This window comes from Pseudomonas alkylphenolica (assembly GCF_000746525.1).
Classification (GTDB): Bacteria; Pseudomonadota; Gammaproteobacteria; order Pseudomonadales; family Pseudomonadaceae; genus Aquipseudomonas; species Aquipseudomonas alkylphenolica.
The window spans coordinates 4,197,137-4,215,342 of record NZ_CP009048.1; the positions used below are offsets into that span (position 1 = coordinate 4,197,137).

The window sequence follows — 18,206 nt, forward strand, 5'->3', positions numbered from 1 at the left end:
AGAAGATAGAGCCTGGACATGCTGCGACGAGCTCGCAGCATGACCCATTTTGGTGCGGATCAGCAATCTTACTTGAGGCTGCCCGAAAGGAATTGCTGCAGACGCTCGGATTGCGGATTGACCAGCACTTCGCGTGGGTTGCCGCTCTCTTCCACCAGGCCTTTATGCAGGAACACCAACTGGTTCGACACCTCGCGGGCAAAGCCCATCTCGTGGGTCACCACCACCATGGTCCGGCCTTCCTGGGCCAGCGCCTGCATGACCTTGAGCACATCACCGACCAGCTCGGGGTCGAGCGCCGAGGTCGGTTCGTCGAACAGCATGACTTCCGGCTCCATGGCCAGCGCACGGGCAATCGCCACACGCTGCTGCTCACCACCGGACATATGCCCAGGGTAGGCGTCTTTACGATGAGCAACACCCACCTTGGCCAGGTAATGCTCGGCTTTTTCCAGGGCGTCCTTCTTCGACATGCCCAACACGTGAACCGGCGCTTCGATGATGTTTTCCAGCGCGGTCATGTGCGACCACAGGTTAAAGTGCTGGAACACCATCGACAGCCGCGAGCGCATGCGCTGCAGTTGCTTGGGATCGGCAGCCTTGAGCGCGCCGTCCTTGTTGGCCACCAGCTTGAGCTCTTCATTGTTGAGCAGAATCCTGCCCGCATGCGGTTGCTCAAGCAGGTTGATGCAGCGCAGGAAGGTACTTTTTCCCGAACCGCTGGAGCCGATGATGCTGATCACGTCGCCTGCCTTGGCCGCCAGGGACACGCCCTTGAGCACTTCGTGACTGCCGTAGCGTTTATGCAGATCTTGGATTTCGAGTTTGTACATGCTGTCGATTCTCACAAAGCAGTCAGTCTTGAGCTAACGCTCAGGGCGAAAAAGTTGGCGCAGGCCTCAGTGCTTGCGCGGCGCCAGGTAGCCGAGCCAGCGGCGCTCAGCCAGCTTGAACAGGCGCACCAGAATGAAGGTCAGGCACAGGTAGAACACGCCGGCGGTGATGTAGGCCTCGAACGGCAGGTAATACTGGGCGTTGACCGTGCGCGCCGCACCGGTGATGTCGATCAGGGTAACGATCGACGCCAGACTGGTGGTCTGCAACATCATGATCACTTCGTTACTGTACTGCGGCAGCGCCCGGCGCAGGGCCGATGGCAGCAGGATGCGGCGGTACATCTTGACCCGCGACATACCCATGGCCTTGGCTGCTTCGATCTCGCCATGGGGCGTGGCCTTGAGGCTACCGGCAATGATCTCTGCCGTGTAGGCACTGGTATTGATGGCGAAGGCCAGGCAGGCACAGAAGGTCGCACTCGACAGCCATGGCCAGAGGAAGCTTTCACGCACGGCTTCGAACTGAGCCAGACCGTAGTAGATCAGGAACAGCTGCACCAGCATCGGCGTGCCGCGGATTACGTAGGTGTAGAGCCAGGCGGTCATGTTCACCAGCGGCTGCTTGGACACCCGCATCAACCCCAGCGGAATCGCCGCCAGCAAACCGAACAACAGCGACAGCGCCAACAGCTTGAGGGTGGTCAGCAAACCGCCCAGGTACAGCGGCAGCGCTTCCCAGATGACGTTGTAGTCGAAAATCATAGTTCAGCCGCCTTTACGCCAACCGAGTAGCGCTTCTCGAGGTAACGCAGGGCCAGCAGCGAGACACTGGTGATCACCAGATACAGGGCCGCGACCGCCAGGAAGAAGGTGAAAGGTTCGCGGGTGGCATCTGCCGCCTGCTTGGCCTTGAACATCATGTCCTGCAGACCGACCACCGAAATCAGCGCCGTGGCCTTGGTCAGGACCAGCCAGTTGTTGGTGAAGCCTGGAATCGCCAGGCGAATCATCTGCGGCACCATGACCCGAAAGAACACCTGCAGGCTGCTCATGCCGTAAGCCATGCCAGCCTCGGCCTGGCCCTTGGGAATCGCCATGAAGGCACCACGGAAGGTTTCCGAAAGGTAGGCACCGAAAATGAAGCCCAGGGTACCGATACCCGCCATCAGCGGATTGAGGTCGATGTAATCGTCATAGCCGAGCAGCGGTGCTACGCGGTTGAGCAGGTCCTGACCACCGTAGAAAATCAGCAGGATCAAAACCAGGTCGGGGATCCCGCGGATCACCGTGGAATACAGGTCGCCCAGCCACGCCAGCCAGCGCACTGGCGACAGGCGCAGGGCCACACCGATAAGGCCGAGTACAATGGCCAGGGCCATGGACGACAAGGCAAGCTGCAGCGTAAGCCACACGCCGTCGAGGATAACTGCCCCGTAGCCTTTCAACATGATGAGGTCCTCGACCTTAGGGATGAAAAAATGGTGCAAACCTCAGAGCCTCTGCTGCTTGCACCATTACACAGGTGAAACGTCGACGATTTACTTGGCTTCAGGGCCGTAGATGTCGAAGTTGAAGTACTTGTCCTGGATTTGCTTGTACTTGCCATTGGCGCGGATAGCGGCGATGGCAGCGTTGATGCGATCCAGGTTGGCTTTGTCGCCCTTGCGCACGGCAATGCCGACACCGTCACCGAAGTACTTCACGTCAGTGAAGGACGGACCGACGAAGGCGTAGCCCTTGCCGGCGTCAGTCTTGAGGAAGCCATCTTCAAGCAGCGTAGCATCGGCCACGGTGCCATCCAGGCGACCGGCAGCGACGTCCAGGTAGATTTCGTTCTGGGTGCCGTAAGGAACGATGGTGGCGCCTTGCGGAGCCAGGACTTCCTTGGCGAAACGGTCGTGGATCGAACCACGCTGCACACCGATTTTCTTGCCCTTGAGCTCAGCCAGGTTGTCGCTGACGGTGGTACCTTCCTTCATCACCAGGCGCGCCGGTGTCAGGTAGTACTTGCCAGTGAAGTCCACGGACTTCTTGCGATCTTCGGTGATCGACATGGACGAGAGGATGGCGTCGATCTTGCGCACTTTCAGTGCCGGGATCAGGCCGTCGAATTCTTGCTCGACCCAGGTGCACTTGACCTTCATCTCTTCGCACAGGGCGTTGCCGATGTCGTAGTCGAAGCCGACGATGCTGCCGTCTGGCGCCTTCGAGGCGAACGGTGGGTAGGCGGCCTCGATACCGATTTTCAGCGGTTTCTCATCAGCCAGCGATGCCAGGGAAAACACGGACAGCGCCAGGGCGCCAAGCAGTGCGAGTTTCTTCATCTGGAACTCCATCGGTAAAGGGCAATTCAAGGCAGAACGTAGTGACTGCCCGATATGCGAATGGGTACAACGCGAGCTGCGCGGGGTCGACGAAGGTCGAACGCCACGAGCGAGTGATCGGCATTTTAACGACAGCTCCGAAGCCGATATTTCCTCAATGCGACAACTAGTTATAGAAGCGCAGGAACGCGGGGCCGGAGATATTGACAGCTTTCACGGAATATGCAAAAGCAAAAGACAAATAACCAATCAATGAAGCAATAAGCGGGCCTATTATTGGCAAAGCCTTCTAATCCGGCAAGCGTAGCGTTTCAGCGGGTTGAAATCAGCCCAGGAAACGTCCTGTTAGCGGGCGAAAACGTTTCGCTTTGCCCCGCTGGCGAGCAATTGTGGTGACAGAATGGTTACCGATGATTGTCGGAGTAACAGAAAACACAAAGCCCCGCTGGCAGAGCCAGGCGGGGCTTGTTGTTGTGAGACCTAATCGCGGGGCAAGCCCGCTCCCACCGGGCTCTCAAAATCCGGTGGGAGCGGGCTTGCCCCGCGATGCTTTTAGGCTGACGCCCTGCTCATGTCCTTATGCGTATCGATCAGATGCTGAACCACGCTCGGATCGGCCAGGGTCGAGATATCGCCCAGGGCGTCGTACTCGGCAGTGGCAATCTTGCGCAGGATGCGGCGCATGATCTTGCCCGAACGGGTCTTGGGCAGACCCGGTGCCCACTGGATGACATCCGGTGAGGCAATCGGACCGATCTCTTTGCGCACCCAGTTTTTCAGCTCCAGACGCAGCGCCTCGTTCGGCTCTTCGCCACCGTTGAGGGTGACGTAGACATAGATACCCTGCCCCTTGATGTCGTGCGGCACGCCGACCACTGCTGCCTCGGCGACTTTCGGGTGGGCAACCATGGCGCTTTCGATCTCGGCGGTACCCATACGGTGCCCGGAAACGTTGAGCACATCGTCAACGCGACCAGTGATCCAGTAGTAACCGTCTTCATCGCGACGGGCGCCGTCACCGGTGAAGTACATGCCACGGAAGGTCTTGAAGTAAGTATCGACGAAACGATCGTGATCGCCGTACAGCGAACGCGACTGGCCCGGCCAGGAATCGAGGATCACCAGGTTGCCTTCGGCAGCGCCATCGATCAGGTTGCCCAGATTGTCCACCAGCGCCGGCACCACACCGAAGAATGGACGGGTTGCCGAACCCGGCTTCAGCGCGGTAGCACCTGGCAGCGGGCTGATCAGCACGCCACCGGTTTCGGTCTGCCACCAGGTGTCGACGATCGGGCAACGCTCTTTGCCAACGGTCTGGTAGTACCAGTTCCAGGCTTCCGGGTTGATCGGCTCACCCACCGAACCGAGCAAGCGCAGGCTCGAGCCATCGGCACCCTCAACCGCAGCCTGACCTTCAGCCATCATTGCACGGATGGCGGTCGGGGCAGTGTAGAGGATATTGACCTTGTGCTTGTCGATGATCTTCGACACACGGGTGATGTCCGGATAGTTCGGCACACCTTCAAACAGCACCGTGGTCGCGCCATTGGCCAGCGGGCCGTAGACGATATAGCTGTGACCGGTCACCCAGCCGACGTCGGCGGTGCACCAGTAGACCTCACCCGGACGGTAGTCGAACACCCGCTCATGGGTCAGCGCGGCGTAGACCATGTAGCCGCCGGTGGTGTGCAGCACACCTTTGGGCTTACCGGTGGAGCCGGAGGTATAGAGGATGAACAGCGCTTCTTCGGCACCCATCTCTTTCGGTGCGCAGTGGCTGGAAGCGACCTTCATCAGGTCTTCGTACCAGATGTCACGATGCTGGTGCCAGGCAATGTCGCCACCGGTGCGCTTGCACACGATGATCTTCTGCACGCTGGCGGTTTCCGGGTTGGTCAGGGCCAGGTCAACGTTGGCCTTGAGCGGCGTGCGACGACCGCCACGCAGACCTTCGTCGGCGGTGATCACCACTTTCGACTTGCAGTCGATGATGCGTCCGGCCAGCGCCTCGGGAGAGAAGCCACCGAAGACCACCGAGTGGATCGCGCCGATACGGGCGCAAGCCAGCATCGCCACTACGGCCTCGGGAATCATCGGCATGTAGATGGTCACCACGTCACCACGGTGCACGTCCTGGCCGCGCAGGGCGTTGGCAAATTTGCACACCTGCTCGTGCAGTTCGCGGTAGGTAATGTTGCGGTGTTCGGAAGGATCGTCGCCTTCCCAGATGATTGCGACCTGATCACCGCGCTCGGCAAGGTGGCGGTCCAGGCAGTTGTAGGAGACGTTCAGAGTGCCGTCGGCAAACCATTTGATATCGACATGGTGGTCGTCGAAGGAGGTCTGCTTGACCTTGGTGAAGGGCTTGATCCAGTCCAGGCGCTGCGCCTGCTCACGCCAGAAGCCGTCCGGGTTGATCACCGACTGCTGGTACATGGCCTTGTAGGTCGCCTCATCAGTCAGGGTGGTGGCCGCAACCTCGGGACGAACGGGATACAGGGGAGCCGCACTCATCTTTATCTACCTCGGTGTAATAGTTGTTTTTGTATGACCTCGTTGTAACTGTACCAGACCCGCTAGGCCATTCGACGTTGGTAGTAACGCCCTGCTCTTTTGCACCCATGCAATTGACCGCAGGCTCAAGGCCGGGCATGTGCGCAGAAAAAATAAAATCCGAAGATGTCAAGCAAGCGATTGTTACAGTTTTCACCAACAGTGTTTATCAAAACATCATCTGTTTAACGCAAGCGCCCGCCCCTAAAATTCGCCCCGCCAGCAACGGCATCGCGATTAACTTCTTGTTACAGCCCCCACGAAGGCCGTTAATCCCGAGATAACTGTGATAGTTGAACGTTAGTTGTACACGCGGCGCCACAAGCGCTGCGTGCCCCCTTACGACCTTAGACAGGTAAAATGAAAATGAAAGCTTTACTGGTATTGGCACTTGGCAGTCTTTGCAGCGTGGCGGTGGCCGACGAAGTTGCAAACGGCGGCGCCGAGCAGATTCCGGTTGAACAGTACAGTTACTCGCAGCACCTGGACATCGCCAAAGTCATTTCCATGAGCGAAGTCCCGAACGTCTGCGAAGTGGTCCCGGCGCGCATGACCTATGAGGACTCGCAGGGCCAGCGGCATATTCTCGAGTACCGTGTGATGGGTAACGGTTGCTCCAACGGATAATCTCAAGATTACCGCTCGCCGCGCCTCGATCGCCGCTGACCGAGGCGCGCGGTTCAAACAATCGATATTGAATCGTTGCGCTACAACTAATCCACGCTGACATTTCTGTCATTACAGCTTATTTACTCTGCCGACTTGCCAACACCATGTTCGCGCAACTTGTTGGCTATCGTGGTATGTGAAACACCGAGGCGCTTACCCAACGCCCGGCTGCTCGGATATTCACTCATCAATTGTTCCAGCACCGCTTTTTCAAAGCGTCCGACAATCTCGCCCAGGTCACCCTCTAGGGAAAACTCACCCAGCGGTTGCCGCGCACCATAGTCCGGCAAGCGAATATGCTCGCTTTTAACCACCCCGCCATCACACAGCGATACCGCCTGAAACAATACGTTCTCCAATTGACGTACGTTACCCGGCCAGTGGTACTGGCTCAGGCGCTCCATGGCCGCCGAGGCCAGGCGCGGCAACGGGCAACCGATCTGGCGACTGGCCTGATCGAGAAAGTGCTCGACCAGCGGCGGCAGGCCATCCAGGCACTCGCGCAGCGGCGGGATATGCAGCGAAAGCACGTTGAGGCGATGGTAAAGGTCCTGACGGAACTCGCCGCGCGCGCAAAGTTCCGAGAGGTCGACCTGAGTCGCGCAGATAACCCGCACATCCAGATACACCTCCTCGTCACTGCCGACCCGACGGAAGCAGCCATCCTGCAGAAAGCGCAATAATTTGACCTGCAAGCGCGGGCTCATTTCACCCACGCCATCGAGAAACAGCGTGCCGCCTGCGGTCAGCTCCAGCAGCCCCAGTTTGCCTTCAGCCCGCGCACCTTCGAATGCACCCGGCCCATAGCCGAACAATTCAGTCTCGGCCATGGACTCCGGCAGGCCGGCGCAATTGAGCGCCATCAACGGCGCTTGCCCGCGCGGGCTGGCCAGGTGACAGGCACGCGCCAGCAGTTCCTTGCCGGTGCCGGTCTCCCCTTCAATCAACAGTGGCGCGTCCAGCGGCGCCATACGCCGAGCCTCGCGCACCACCGCAGCCATTACCCGCGAGCTCTGGAAAATGCTGTCAAAGCCGCGCAACTCCTGCTTGCGCACGTTGTAGATACGCTCACCGATGCGATCGGCACGGTGCAGGGTCAACACCGCCCCTGCCAGGGCCTCGCTGTCGTCATGCTCGGATTGCAGCGGTGCGATGTCGGCCAGGAACACGTCACCCTTGACCTTGACCCGCAGGCCGTTGATCCGCGATTTGTTGGCGCGTACCAGCTCCGGCAAGTCAAAGTCTTCGGCATAACGCGACAAGGGGATACCCGGCACCTCATCCACCCGCACCCCGAGCAACTGCGCCGCCGCCCGGTTCGCAGCGACGATGGAACCGCCCATGTCGATCGACAGCACCGGGAAATCCAGCGCCCCCAGCAAGGCATTGAGCTCCATATGCCGCCGCTCGCTCGGCATCAAGCCCACACGCTTGACCCCGAACACCCCGGCAATCGACTCGAACTTGGGCCGCAAGGCCTGGAACTGCAGGTTGATCAGGTTGGGACAGTGCAAGTAGATGGCATTGCCATGCTCACCGCCGACTTCGCCGCGGGCGACGTTGATGCCGTATTCCACCAGCAGGTTGAGGATGTCGCGCAGAATGCCGATGCGGTTCTGGCAATGCACTTTGATACGCATGAAGTGTCCTACTAATAGGCCTGGAACGAACCCTGACAGCCAGCGAACCGGGAACTTTCTACCAACCCGAAAGAATTCTTGTAAAGATTACGTGACAAAACGCCGATTACGGAGGCTCAACACCCCTCGATTTTTCGGCCTCCTGCCAAATCCGTAAAGTAATCGTTACAGAAAATCCGCCACTTAGCCAGTCCCAGACGCTGGCGAACCGATGCAAAGTGCGGCGCAGCGGGTTATCTCTTAAGCAACGGCTTGAACACATAACAAGAACGGCCCTCAGCAGGAGAGCAGTATGAAACAGACGCAATACGTGGCTCGCGAGCCCGATGCGCAAGGGTTTATCGACTACCCGCAACAGGAACACGCGGTGTGGAACACCCTGATTACCCGCCAACTGAAAGTGATCGAGGGCCGCGCGTGCCAGGAATACCTGGACGGCATCGAACAACTGGGCCTGCCGCACGACCGCATCCCGCAGTTGGGCGAGATCAACAAGGTGCTCGGCGCCACCACCGGCTGGCAAGTCGCCCGCGTGCCTGCGCTGATTCCTTTCCAGACCTTTTTCGAGCTGCTGGCCAGCAAGCGCTTTCCAGTGGCGACCTTCATTCGTACCGAAGAAGAGCTCGACTACCTGCAAGAACCGGATATTTTCCACGAGATCTTCGGCCATTGCCCGCTGCTGACCAACCCCTGGTTCGCTGAATTCACCCACACCTACGGCAAACTCGGCCTTCAGGCCACCAAGGAAGAGCGCGTCTACCTGGCCCGCCTGTACTGGATGACCATCGAGTTTGGCCTGGTCGATACCCCGCAGGGTCGCAAGATCTATGGCGGCGGCATCCTTTCTTCACCGAAAGAGACCGTCTACAGCCTGTCCGACGAGCCCGAGCACCAGGCCTTCGACCCGCTGGAAGCCATGCGCACGCCGTATCGCATCGACATCCTGCAACCGCTGTACTTTGCCTTGCCGAACCTCAAGCGCCTGTTCGACCTGGCCCACGAAGACATCATGGGCATGGTTCACACAGCGATGAAGATGGGCCTGCACGCACCGAAATTTCCACCTAAGGTTGCTGCCTGAGCCACCTTGCAAACCAATAACAAACCACTTGCGGAAAACCTTATGAACGCCTTGAACCAAGCTCACTGCGAAGCCTGCCGTGCCGATGCTCCACAGGTCAGCGATGAAGAACTGCCGGTACTGATCAAGCAGATCCCGGATTGGAACATCGAAGTCCGTGACGGCATCATGCAGCTGGAAAAAGTCTTCCTGTTCAAGAATTTCAAACACGCCCTGGCCTTCACCAACGCCGTCGGCGAGATCTCCGAAGCTGAAGGCCATCACCCTGGCCTGCTGACCGAATGGGGCAAAGTCACCGTGACCTGGTGGAGCCACTCGATCAAAGGCCTGCACCGTAACGACTTCATCATGGCCGCGCGTACCGACGAGGTCGCCAAAACCGCCGAAGGCCGCAAGTAATGCACTTCAGCGCGATCGGGCGCGTACCCGGTGATCCGATTCTGGGGCTGATGGAGGCCTACGCCAACGACAGCAACCCAGACAAGTTTGACCTGGGCGTGGGCGTCTTCAAGGACGCCCAGGGCCTGACGCCGATTCCAGCGGCGGTCAAACTCGCTGAACAGCGCCTGCTCGACCAACAGTCGAGCAAGAGCTACGTCGGCGGCCATGGCGACGCTGACTTCGGTCGTCTGATCAGTGAACTGGTGCTGGGTAGCGGCTCGCCCCTGCTGGCCAGCAAACGCGCAGGCGCCACCCAGACACCGGGCGGCACCGGCGCCCTGCGCCTTGCCGCGGAGTTCATCGAACACTGCCTGCCGGGCCGCGGCATCTGGCTGAGCGATCCGACCTGGCCGATCCACGAAACCATCTTCGCCGGTGCCGGCCTCAAGGTCAGCCACTACCCTTACGTCGGTGCGGATAACCGCCTCAACGTCAGCGGGATGCTAACCGCGCTGGAAGCGGCGCCCAAAGGCGACGTGGTGCTATTGCACGCCTGCTGCCACAACCCGACCGGCTTCGACCTGTCCCAGGACGACTGGCGCGCAGTACTGGAAGTGGTCCGCCGCCGCGAGTTGCTGCCGCTGATTGACTTCGCCTACCAAGGCTTTGGCGATGGCCTGGAAGAAGATGCCTGGGCGGTACGGCTGTTTGCCGCTGAGCTGCCCGAACTGCTGATCACCAGCTCCTGCTCGAAAAACTTCGGCCTCTACCGTGACCGCACCGGCGCCCTGCTGGTGTGCAGCGATGATGCCGAGAAGCTGCTGGATGTTCGCAGTCAACTGGCCCTGCTGGCGCGCAACCTGTGGTCAACGCCGCCGGATCATGGCGCTGCGGTAGTCGCACAGATTCTCGGCGATGCCGCGCTCAAGCAGCTGTGGGTCGAAGAAGTCGAGGCCATGCGCCAGCGCATTGCCCAACTGCGGGTCGGGCTGGTCGAGGCACTGGCACCTCACGGCCTGAGCGAACGCTTTGCCCACATCGCCGCGCAACGCGGGATGTTCTCCTACACCGGCTTGTCGCCGGAGCAGGTCAAGCAACTGCGTGAGCGGCATAGCGTGTACATGGTCGGCACTGGCCGGGCGAACATCGCGGGTGCTGATGCGGCACGCCTTGACGCCCTGGCGGCAGCGATCGCTGACGTCTGTCGCTGAAAAGCATCGCGGGGCAAGCCCGCTCCCACAGAGATCATACAAATCCTGTGGGAGCAGGCTTGCCCCGCGATAGCCATTAAGCAGGAAAACTCATACTGTCATTCAGACTCCTGTATCCTGCACGAGCTTTTTACAAGCCATGCGCGCCTTGCGCAGCCTTTCCACACACTTGCGAGGAACGACGAGATGCATGAAATCCCGAATCTTCCCTTCCCAAGCCTGACCCCAGAAGAGCAGACACCTGCCACTCACAGCGCCGAACCAGCCCAGGCTGACCACGACGGCGACGAAACTTCCAGCGCCGACCAGGAATAACCGCGCAACCGTCAGACTGTGTGAAAACGGCTGATGCAGGGACTACCCCGTCAACGCGTTTTCACACCGTCAAGAATTCCCCGCCAACACTCTCCACGCCTCAGTAATCGACCTTGCCGCGTCCGGCCTTGATCGTTCCACGCTTGCTCTTGGTGTCCAGCCGCCGGGTTTTCGAACCCAATGTCGGGCGGGTCGGACGTCGCGCCTTCTCCACCTTGACCGCCGCCAGGATCAACTCACGCAAGCGCTCCAGGGCATCTGTGCGGTTCTGCTCCTGAGTGCGGTATTGCTGAGCCTTGATGATGATCACCCCGTCACGGGTAATGCGACTGTCGCGCAACGCCAGCAAGCGCTCTTTGTAGAACGGCGGCAAGGATGAGGCCTGAGTATCGAAACGCAGGTGCATGGCACTGGAGACCTTGTTGACGTTCTGCCCACCTGCCCCCTGGGCGCGGATAGCCGTCAGCTCGATTTCCTGGTCGGGGATGTGCACGGAATTGGAAATGATCAACATGGGTCACAGGCCTGATAAGGCCATGAGGATACCGCAAAAACAAAAAGCCCAGTGGGAGCGAGCTTGCCTCGCGATGTGATTGAGTAGAAAACCACTATCGCGGGCAAGCCCGCTCCCACCGGGCTTGTACATTACTCAGGTCTTACTTGGCAGCAGGATTTGCCTCGGACATACGGGCCTGGCGATTGTTCTTCAGGCCGTAGCAGGCAAACATCACCACCAGCCACACCGGAATCGCGTACACCGATATCTGGATGCCTGGAATCTGCAGCATGATACCCAGAATCAGCACCACAAAGGCCAGGACGACGTAGTTGCCGTAGGGGTACCACAGCGCCTTGAACAGCGGCTTCTGGCCAGTCTTGTCCATGTGCTGGCGGAACTTCAGGTGCGAGTAGCTGATCATCGCCCAGTTGATCACCAGGGCCGCCACTACCAGCGACATCAGCAGCTCAAGCGCATGCTGCGGGATGAAGTAGTTGAGCAGCACGGCCACCAGGGTCACGGCCGCCGACGCCAGGATCGAACGTACCGGCACACCGCGTTTGTCGATCTTCGCCAGGCCGGCCGGGGCATCGCCCTGCTCAGCCATGCCGTAGAGCATGCGGGCGTTGCAGTAGGTGCCGCTGTTGTACACCGACAGCGCCGCAGTCAAGACCACGAAGTTGAGGATGTGCGCAGCAACATCGCTACCCAGCAGCGAGAACACCTGCACGAACGGGCTGGCGCCATAGGTGCCACCGGAGGCATCGAGGCTGGCTACCAGGCTGTCCCACGGAGTCAGCGACAGCAGCACCACCAGGGCACCGATGTAGAAAATCAGGATACGGTAGATCACCTGGTTGATCGCTTTCGGGATCACGGTTTTCGGCTTGTCGGCTTCTGCTGCGGTGAAACCGAGCATTTCCAGACCGCCGAAGGAGAACATGATGATCGCCAGAGCCATGACCAGGCCGCTCACCCCGTTAGGGAAGAAACCGCCATGCTCCCACAGGTTGCTCACCGAAGCCTGCGGACCGCCGCTACCGCTGACCAGCATGTAGCTGCCCAGGGCAATCATGCCGACGATAGCCAGGACCTTGATGATCGCGAACCAGAACTCGGCCTCGCCGAACACTTTGACGTTGGCCAGGTTGATCGCGTTGATCAGGATGAAGAAGGCTGCAGCCGAGGCCCAGGTCGGGATCTCCGGCCACCAGTAGTGTACGTACTTGCCGACGGCGGTCAGCTCCGACATACCGACCAGGATGTACAGCACCCAGCAGTTCCAACCGGACAGGAAGCCAGCGAAACCGCCCCAGTATTTGTGGGCAAAGTGACTGAAGGAACCTGCCACCGGCTCTTCGACGATCATCTCGCCAAGCTGGCGCATGATCATGAAGGCGATGAAGCCACAGATCGCATAGCCGAGAATCATCGACGGGCCCGCCGACTTCATCACCCCGGCCGATCCGAGAAACAACCCGGTACCAATTGCACCGCCCAGGGCGATCAACTGGATATGGCGATTTTTCAGGCCGCGTTTCAGCTCGCCTGAATGCGTGTTTTGTCCACTCATGAACGAAGTCACCTGCATTGTTTTTATCTGTGACGGAATCGGACCCACCGCGCTCGTGGCGCAGCGGAATTAACAAGGTGGTTACCTTGAGGATCTTGGCCAACTGCTGCCCATCCAGGGCAAACGCCGTGGGTAAATCAGCCGGGTGTCAGCAAGAGTGCGCGGTACGCATTGGGGTCACAGGTAAAACGCGGCGCATTGTATACCCCTGCAGACGCGCAGGGGTCAACACGTTGCGTGATTGTCTGATGACAAAACGCACCGTTCCTGAGGAAAGAATGAAGCCTGGGAGGGTAATCGGCGTACATGGCGCCTCCATTTGTTCTTATTGAATGCCCGGCTCTCCGGCCCGGCTTTGCACACGGCAATGGCACCCATCTCACCGTTCCCGAGGGTTGCGGGCAAGCACTTGACGTGTACGTAAATCGCACTGGGCCGGGCTTTGCGGCAAGTTCTGTTTACAGCGGCGGCAGATCCCGGAAACCACCTTGCGGGGCGGGCGGCTTTGTAACGATTTATTTACGTGGCGGTTTAAAAACTTTCCAGTGCTTACAGAGACGTCTGTAACACACGGTTTTTACAGACAAAAAAAAGCCAACCCGAAGGTTGGCTTTTTTCACACGGTGGGAGCGGGTTTACCCCGCGATTGCGATTTATCAGTTACATCGCATCGCGGGGCAAGCCCGCTCCCACAGGTTACGGGCGAGGCTTGTTGCGGGTGCTGCCTGGACGCTTGGGGGCCGGCTTGCCACGCTTGTTCATCTCGCTCGGACGTTCCGCCACGGTGCTGCGGCCACGGCCGGTGTCCTTGCGCGGTGCTTCGCCACGAGGCTGGCGAGCCGGACGTTCGGCTTCAGCACCACGCGGTTGACGGGCCGGACGCTCGGCTGCAGCTGCACCTTCCTGAGCCGGACGCAGGGTACGCACGCGCTCACCACGACCCAGCGGACGGGTGGACTTGCGCTGCAGACGCTCCAGTTTGTCCTTGGACTTGTGGTTCAGGACTGGCATCGACACCGGGGTCAGACCAACTTCAGCCGCGAGGATGTCGACTTCCTGCTGGCTCATTTCGCGCCAGCGGCCCATCGGCAGGTCGGAGTTGAGGAACACCGGACCAAAACGCACGCGCTTCAGGCGGCTGACCACCAGGCCCTGGGATTCCCACAGGCGACGCACTTCACGGTTACGGCCTTCCATCACCACACAGTGGTACCAGTGGTTGAAGCCTTCGCCACCAGGCGCTTCCTGGATATCGGTGAAACGCGCAGGGCCATCTTCGAGCACGACACCGGCCTTGAGGCGGGCAATCATGTCTTCGTCGACTTCACCACGCACACGCACCGCGTACTCACGGTCCATTTCGTAGGAAGGATGCATCAGACGGTTGGCCAGCTCACCGTCAGTGGTGAACATCAGCAGGCCGGTGGTGTTGATGTCCAGGCGACCGATGTTGATCCAGCGGCCTTCTTTCGGCCGTGGCAGGCGGTCGAACACGGTCGGACGGCCTTCCGGGTCGTCGCGAGTGCAGATCTCGCCATCGGGTTTGTTGTACATGATCACCCGGCGCACGGTCTCGGCGGACTCTTCGCGCTTGATCAGGCGGCCATCGACGGAAATCGCATCATGCAGATCGACGCGCTGACCCAGGGTGGCATCCACGCCGTTGACCTTGATCCGGCCCTGGCTGATCCAGGCCTCGACGTCACGACGCGAACCCACGCCGATACGTGCGAGAACTTTTTGCAGTTTCTCGCCTGATGGCGGCAATGGCTGGGTTTCTTGCAGGTCTTTGTCACTCATGCTGGGCACCTCCCGGTGTAAGTATTGAAAGCTGATTGGGCGAACAAGCGCCAAAAAGGTCGCGAATCATACGCTGATCACGCGCCGAGCGCACCTGAGACTAGTTGAAATTCTCCAGGTCGACGGTTATTTCTGCCCGAAGGCCAAAGCTCACTGCCTTGGCGTTTCGGGCTCCGGATCAAGAGCCTCGGCGTCTTCAGCCGCAGGTTCTTCCTCCAGCAAGTCGTCAAAGTCAGTCTTGAGGCCCTCCTCCATGGAGTCGAGCTCGACCAACAGGCTACGGAAGCTGGTTTCTTCCTTGGGCTCCTGCGGCTCAGCGCTTTCATCGGCGAGGGCCTGCAGATGGGCCGGCACCGGAGCATCATCCAGTTCCAGCACCGGCTCCGGTTCCATTTCGCGCAGATCGGCCAGGGCCGGCAGATCATCGAGGTTCTTCAGGTTGAAATGATCGAGGAAGGCCTTGGTGGTGGCGAACATCGCCGGCTTGCCCGGCACCTCACGGTAGCCAACGATGCGGATCCATTCACGTTCGAGCAGGGTCTTGACGATATTGGTGTTGACTGCCACACCTCGCACGTCTTCGATTTCGCCGCGGGTGATGGGCTGACGGTAGGCGATCAGGGCCATGGTCTCCAGCAGCGCGCGGGAGTAACGCTGCGGTCGCTCTTCCCACAAACGGCCTACCCAGGGGGCGTAGTCTTCACGAATTTGCAGGCGATAGCCCGACGCCACCTCCTTGAGTTCGAAAGCGCGGCCGTTGCAGGACTTGCGCAACACTTCCAGGGCTTTCTTGAACACGGCAGGTTCGGGGCGCTCGGCTTCTTCGAACAGCTCGAACAGCCGCTCCAGCGATTGCGGTTTTCCCGAGGCCAGCAAAAAGGCTTCAAGCAGGGGCGCCAGGTCGCGCGGATCATTCAGGTTCATGGCGTTGCTCGTTGTCACTCAGCCCGGGCGCGGACGTGGATCGGCGCGAAGGGCTCATTTTGCACCAGTTCGATCAAGGATTCCTTCACCAGTTCAAGAATTGCCATGAAGGTCACCACCACGCCCAGTTTGCCTTCCTCGGCAGTAAACAGCTCGACGAACGGCACAAAGCCACCGCCCTTGAGGCGTTCGAGCACTTCACTCATGCGCTCGCGGGTCGATAATGCCTCACGGCTGATCTGATGACTTTCGAACAGATCGCCGCGGCGCAGCACCTCGGCCATCGACATCAGCAGCTCTTCCAGGCTGACTTCCGGCAACAGTTTGCGCGCCTTGGCCTGGGGTGCATCGAGGCGCGGCACGATGATCTCGCGGCCGACCCGGCTGAGGCCATCAATGCCCTCGGCCGCGGCCTTGAAGCGCTCATACTCCTGCAGGCGGCGAATCAGTTCGGCACGCGGATCACCCTCCTCTTCCTCGATCTCGGCCGATCGCGGCAAGAGCATGCGCGACTTGATCTCCGCCAGCATCGCCGCCATCACCAGATACTCGGCCGCCAGCTCCAGGCGCACGGTCTTCATCAACTCGACATACCCCATGTACTGACGGGTGATCTCGGCCACGGGAATATCGAGGATGTCGACGTTCTGCTTGCGGATCAGGTAGAGCAACAGGTCCAGCGGCCCCTCGAAGGCTTCGAGGAACACTTCCAGGGCGTCCGGTGGAATGTACAGGTCCACCGGCATTTCGGTCATGGCCTCGCCATAGACCAGCACCAGTGGCAGTTCCTGCTGGGCGCCTGCTTGCGGATCGCTGTTCGGCCCGGTGCTGGATGCCTGGCTCACGCTTCAACCAGAAACGGTGCCGGATCACCGCAACCGACGCGGATCACCTCAGGTTCATCGCCACTCAAGTCAACCACGGTGGACGCCTTGAGGTCGCCGTAGCCGCCGTCGATGATCAGGTCTACCTGCTTCTCCAGGCGTTCGCGAATCTCATAAGGGTCAGTCATGGGCTCTTCATCGCCCGGCAGGATCAAGCTGACGCTCATCAGCGGCTCGCCAAGCTCTTCGAGCAATGCGAGCAAAATCGGGTTCTGCGGCACACGCAAGCCAATCGTGCGGCGTTTTTCGTGCAGCAGCAGCCGCGGCACTTCGCGGGTGCCGTTGAGAATGAAGGTGTAGGGGCCAGGAATGTGCGCCTTGAGCAGCCGGAAGATCCCCGTATCGATCTTGGCGAACAGGCCCATTTGCGACAGGTCGCAGCAAATCAGCGTGAAGTTGTGGTTCTTGTCCAGTTGTCGCAGGCGACGGACCCGCTCCACGGCGTTTTTGTCACCAATCTGACAACCCAGCGCGTAGGAGGAATCGGTGGGATAGACAACCACGCCCCCCTTGCGAATGATTTCGACCGCCTGCTTGATCAGGCGCGGTTGCGGGTTTTCCGCATGAATCTGGAAAAACTGACTCACATTCTCTTCCTGTTCAGACGGCCGCGTTTGGCTGTTCATGTTTGAATCGACGCCACAAAGGTGGCAGGTCCTCTGGCAATGGCCGGTAAGCACCGATCTCACCCCAGGTGCCAGGGCCATGGAAGTCACTGCCGGCACTGGCCAGCAGGCCGAATTCACGGGCCAGGATGGACATGGTGCCCACCTGTTCGGCCGGCATCATGCCGTTGACCACTTCCAGCGCCTGGCCGCCTGCTTGAATATAGTCGGCAATCAGCCGGCGGCGCTTGCTGCGTGTTAATTCATAGTGCATCGGGTGCGCCAGGCTGACCCAGGCATTGGATTTGCGCAGGGTTTCCACGGTCTCGTCGAGGGTTGGCCAGTGCAGCTTGACGTCACCCAGCTTGCCGGCGCCCAACCACTTGCGAAAGGCCTCGGCGCGGTCTTTGACGTGGCCTGCACGCACCAGGAACTCGGCAAAGTGCGGACGTGCCGGGGCGTTGCCGCTGTCGCCCAGCTCCTGCTGGATGGCCCGTGCGCCCTCCAACGCGCCCGGCATGCCTTTGGCTGCCAACCGCCGGTCGATTTCTTCGGAGCGCAACCAGCGCCCGCGGTGCAACGATTCGACGGCGTCGAGCAAAGGCGCAGCGTCCAGGGCAAAGTTGTAGCCCAATACATGGATGGTCGCGCCGCCCCAGGTGCACGACAACTCGATCCCGCTGACCCACTGCATGTCCAGCGCCTGTGCAGCGGCGCGGGCCTCAAGTTGCCCTTCAAGGGTGTCGTGGTCAGTCAGCGAGAGCATCCGCACGCCGTGCTCATGGGCCCGGGCGACCAGTGCCGTCGGCGACAGGGCGCCATCGGAGGCCGTACTGTGGCAGTGCAGATCAACATTCATAGGTGGCGCTTTCGCTGTCATTGATGTTTGTTATTATGCCGTCACATCCTGC

17 protein-coding genes and 1 pseudogene are annotated in these 18,206 nt (G+C 59.9%); 5 read left to right on the plus strand and 13 right to left on the minus strand.

Annotated features, from left to right (window positions below; translation table 11 throughout):
• Positions 1-68 precede the first annotated feature (68 nt).
• The 5 genes from PSAKL28_RS19225 to acs all read right to left on the minus strand — a co-directional run bounded on the left by PSAKL28_RS19225 (position 69) and on the right by acs (position 5,674).
• Complete coding sequence (locus tag PSAKL28_RS19225; RefSeq protein ID WP_038613477.1) at positions 69-833, minus strand: ABC transporter ATP-binding protein; 765 nt, start codon at positions 831-833, stop codon at positions 69-71.
• Between the two features lie 66 nt (positions 834-899).
• Positions 900-1,598, minus strand: a complete 699-nt coding sequence (locus PSAKL28_RS19230) for an ABC transporter permease (RefSeq protein ID WP_038613479.1) — start codon at positions 1,596-1,598, stop codon at positions 900-902.
• Positions 1,595-2,284 (minus strand): ABC transporter permease, encoded by a 690-nt coding sequence (locus PSAKL28_RS19235; RefSeq protein WP_038613481.1) that lies wholly within the window; start codon positions 2,282-2,284, stop codon positions 1,595-1,597. The genes PSAKL28_RS19230 and PSAKL28_RS19235 overlap by 4 nt, the downstream gene beginning before the upstream one ends.
• Before the next feature lie 90 nt (positions 2,285-2,374).
• Positions 2,375-3,160: an L-arginine-binding protein AotJ gene (aotJ, locus tag PSAKL28_RS19240; RefSeq protein ID WP_038613483.1), complete on the minus strand. Its 786-nt coding sequence runs from the start codon at positions 3,158-3,160 to the stop codon at positions 2,375-2,377.
• 552 nt (positions 3,161-3,712) lie between these two features.
• Positions 3,713-5,674, minus strand: a complete 1,962-nt coding sequence (gene acs, locus PSAKL28_RS19245; protein WP_038613485.1) for an acetate--CoA ligase — start codon at positions 5,672-5,674, stop codon at positions 3,713-3,715.
• A 405-nt stretch (positions 5,675-6,079) separates the two neighbouring features.
• On the opposite strand from acs, the gene PSAKL28_RS19250 reads away from it, so the two are divergent.
• Positions 6,080-6,340: a DUF2790 domain-containing protein gene (locus tag PSAKL28_RS19250; protein ID WP_038613487.1), complete on the plus strand. Its 261-nt coding sequence runs from the start codon at positions 6,080-6,082 to the stop codon at positions 6,338-6,340.
• Positions 6,341-6,462: 122 nt separating this feature from the next.
• Here PSAKL28_RS19250 and PSAKL28_RS19255 read toward each other — a convergent pair whose 3' ends face one another.
• The gene (locus tag PSAKL28_RS19255) at positions 6,463-8,022 is read right to left on the minus strand and encodes a sigma-54-dependent phenylalanine hydroxylase transcriptional regulator PhhR (RefSeq protein WP_038613489.1); all 1,560 of its coding nucleotides are present in this window, start codon (positions 8,020-8,022) and stop codon (positions 6,463-6,465) included.
• Positions 8,023-8,314: 292 nt separating this feature from the next.
• Here PSAKL28_RS19255 and phhA point away from each other — a divergent pair, with 292 nt between their 5' ends.
• The 4 genes from phhA (at position 8,315) to PSAKL28_RS28310 (ending at position 11,010) form a co-directional block, all read left to right on the plus strand.
• Positions 8,315-9,103, plus strand: coding sequence for a phenylalanine 4-monooxygenase (gene phhA, locus PSAKL28_RS19260; RefSeq protein WP_038613490.1), 789 nt, complete (start codon positions 8,315-8,317; stop codon positions 9,101-9,103).
• A 42-nt stretch (positions 9,104-9,145) separates the two neighbouring features.
• A complete protein-coding gene (locus tag PSAKL28_RS19265; RefSeq protein WP_038613492.1) occupies positions 9,146-9,502 on the plus strand; it encodes a 4a-hydroxytetrahydrobiopterin dehydratase in 357 nt (118 codons plus the stop codon).
• The gene (locus tag PSAKL28_RS19270) at positions 9,502-10,695 is read left to right on the plus strand and encodes an amino acid aminotransferase (protein ID WP_038613494.1); all 1,194 of its coding nucleotides are present in this window, start codon (positions 9,502-9,504) and stop codon (positions 10,693-10,695) included. Before PSAKL28_RS19265 ends, PSAKL28_RS19270 begins: the two co-directional genes overlap by 1 nt.
• Positions 10,696-10,881: 186 nt before the next feature.
• Positions 10,882-11,010 carry a hypothetical protein gene (locus tag PSAKL28_RS28310; RefSeq protein WP_257011818.1) on the plus strand — a complete coding sequence of 43 codons (129 nt, stop codon included), beginning with the start codon at positions 10,882-10,884 and terminating at the stop codon, positions 11,008-11,010.
• Between the two features lie 100 nt (positions 11,011-11,110).
• Here PSAKL28_RS28310 and arfB read toward each other — a convergent pair whose 3' ends face one another.
• From arfB to PSAKL28_RS19305, 7 genes and pseudogenes are all read right to left on the minus strand, one after another.
• Positions 11,111-11,524, minus strand: a complete 414-nt coding sequence (gene arfB, locus PSAKL28_RS19275) for an alternative ribosome rescue aminoacyl-tRNA hydrolase ArfB (RefSeq protein WP_038613496.1) — start codon at positions 11,522-11,524, stop codon at positions 11,111-11,113.
• A 142-nt stretch (positions 11,525-11,666) separates the two neighbouring features.
• Complete coding sequence (locus PSAKL28_RS19280) at positions 11,667-13,082, minus strand: amino acid permease (protein ID WP_038616879.1); 1,416 nt, start codon at positions 13,080-13,082, stop codon at positions 11,667-11,669.
• 696 nt (positions 13,083-13,778) lie between these two features.
• Entirely contained in the window at positions 13,779-14,882 is a 1,104-nt protein-coding gene (rluB, locus tag PSAKL28_RS19285; RefSeq protein ID WP_038613498.1) for a 23S rRNA pseudouridine(2605) synthase RluB, read from the minus strand.
• Positions 14,883-15,047: 165 nt separating this feature from the next.
• Positions 15,048-15,806, minus strand: a pseudogene (gene scpB / locus PSAKL28_RS19290) (SMC-Scp complex subunit ScpB); the annotation flags it as partial.
• Positions 15,807-15,820: 14 nt separating this feature from the next.
• A complete protein-coding gene (locus tag PSAKL28_RS19295) occupies positions 15,821-16,651 on the minus strand; it encodes a segregation and condensation protein A (RefSeq protein WP_038613502.1) in 831 nt (276 codons plus the stop codon).
• On the minus strand, positions 16,648-17,277 hold the full coding sequence (locus tag PSAKL28_RS19300) for an L-threonylcarbamoyladenylate synthase (protein ID WP_038613504.1): 630 nt from the start codon (positions 17,275-17,277) through the stop codon (positions 16,648-16,650). Before PSAKL28_RS19300 ends, PSAKL28_RS19295 begins: the two co-directional genes overlap by 4 nt.
• 13 nt (positions 17,278-17,290) lie before the next feature.
• On the minus strand, positions 17,291-18,154 hold the full coding sequence (locus tag PSAKL28_RS19305; RefSeq protein WP_038613506.1) for a PHP domain-containing protein: 864 nt from the start codon (positions 18,152-18,154) through the stop codon (positions 17,291-17,293).
• Positions 18,155-18,206 lie beyond the last annotated feature (52 nt).

Excerpts from the sequence above, each read along its gene's own strand:
- PSAKL28_RS19255 (WP_038613489.1), bottom strand. The coding sequence starts at position 8,022 with ATGCGTATCAAAGTGCATTGCCAGAACCGCATCGGCATTCTGCGCGAC.
- PSAKL28_RS19305 (WP_038613506.1), bottom strand. The coding sequence starts at position 18,154 with ATGAATGTTGATCTGCACTGCCACAGTACGGCCTCCGATGGCGCCCTG.
- arfB (WP_038613496.1), bottom strand. The coding sequence starts at position 11,524 with ATGTTGATCATTTCCAATTCCGTGCACATCCCCGACCAGGAAATCGAG.
- rluB (WP_038613498.1), bottom strand. The coding sequence starts at position 14,882 with ATGAGTGACAAAGACCTGCAAGAAACCCAGCCATTGCCGCCATCAGGC.
- acs (WP_038613485.1), bottom strand. The coding sequence starts at position 5,674 with ATGAGTGCGGCTCCCCTGTATCCCGTTCGTCCCGAGGTTGCGGCCACC.
- aotJ (WP_038613483.1), bottom strand. The coding sequence starts at position 3,160 with ATGAAGAAACTCGCACTGCTTGGCGCCCTGGCGCTGTCCGTGTTTTCC.
- PSAKL28_RS28310 (WP_257011818.1), top strand. The coding sequence starts at position 10,882 with ATGCATGAAATCCCGAATCTTCCCTTCCCAAGCCTGACCCCAGAAGAG.
- PSAKL28_RS19265 (WP_038613492.1), top strand. The coding sequence starts at position 9,146 with ATGAACGCCTTGAACCAAGCTCACTGCGAAGCCTGCCGTGCCGATGCT.
- PSAKL28_RS19250 (WP_038613487.1), top strand. The coding sequence starts at position 6,080 with ATGAAAGCTTTACTGGTATTGGCACTTGGCAGTCTTTGCAGCGTGGCG.
- PSAKL28_RS19280 (WP_038616879.1), bottom strand. The coding sequence starts at position 13,082 with ATGAGTGGACAAAACACGCATTCAGGCGAGCTGAAACGCGGCCTGAAA.
- phhA (WP_038613490.1), top strand. The coding sequence starts at position 8,315 with ATGAAACAGACGCAATACGTGGCTCGCGAGCCCGATGCGCAAGGGTTT.
- PSAKL28_RS19225 (WP_038613477.1), bottom strand. The coding sequence starts at position 833 with ATGTACAAACTCGAAATCCAAGATCTGCATAAACGCTACGGCAGTCAC.
- PSAKL28_RS19270 (WP_038613494.1), top strand. The coding sequence starts at position 9,502 with ATGCACTTCAGCGCGATCGGGCGCGTACCCGGTGATCCGATTCTGGGG.
- PSAKL28_RS19235 (WP_038613481.1), bottom strand. The coding sequence starts at position 2,284 with ATGTTGAAAGGCTACGGGGCAGTTATCCTCGACGGCGTGTGGCTTACG.
- PSAKL28_RS19230 (WP_038613479.1), bottom strand. The coding sequence starts at position 1,598 with ATGATTTTCGACTACAACGTCATCTGGGAAGCGCTGCCGCTGTACCTG.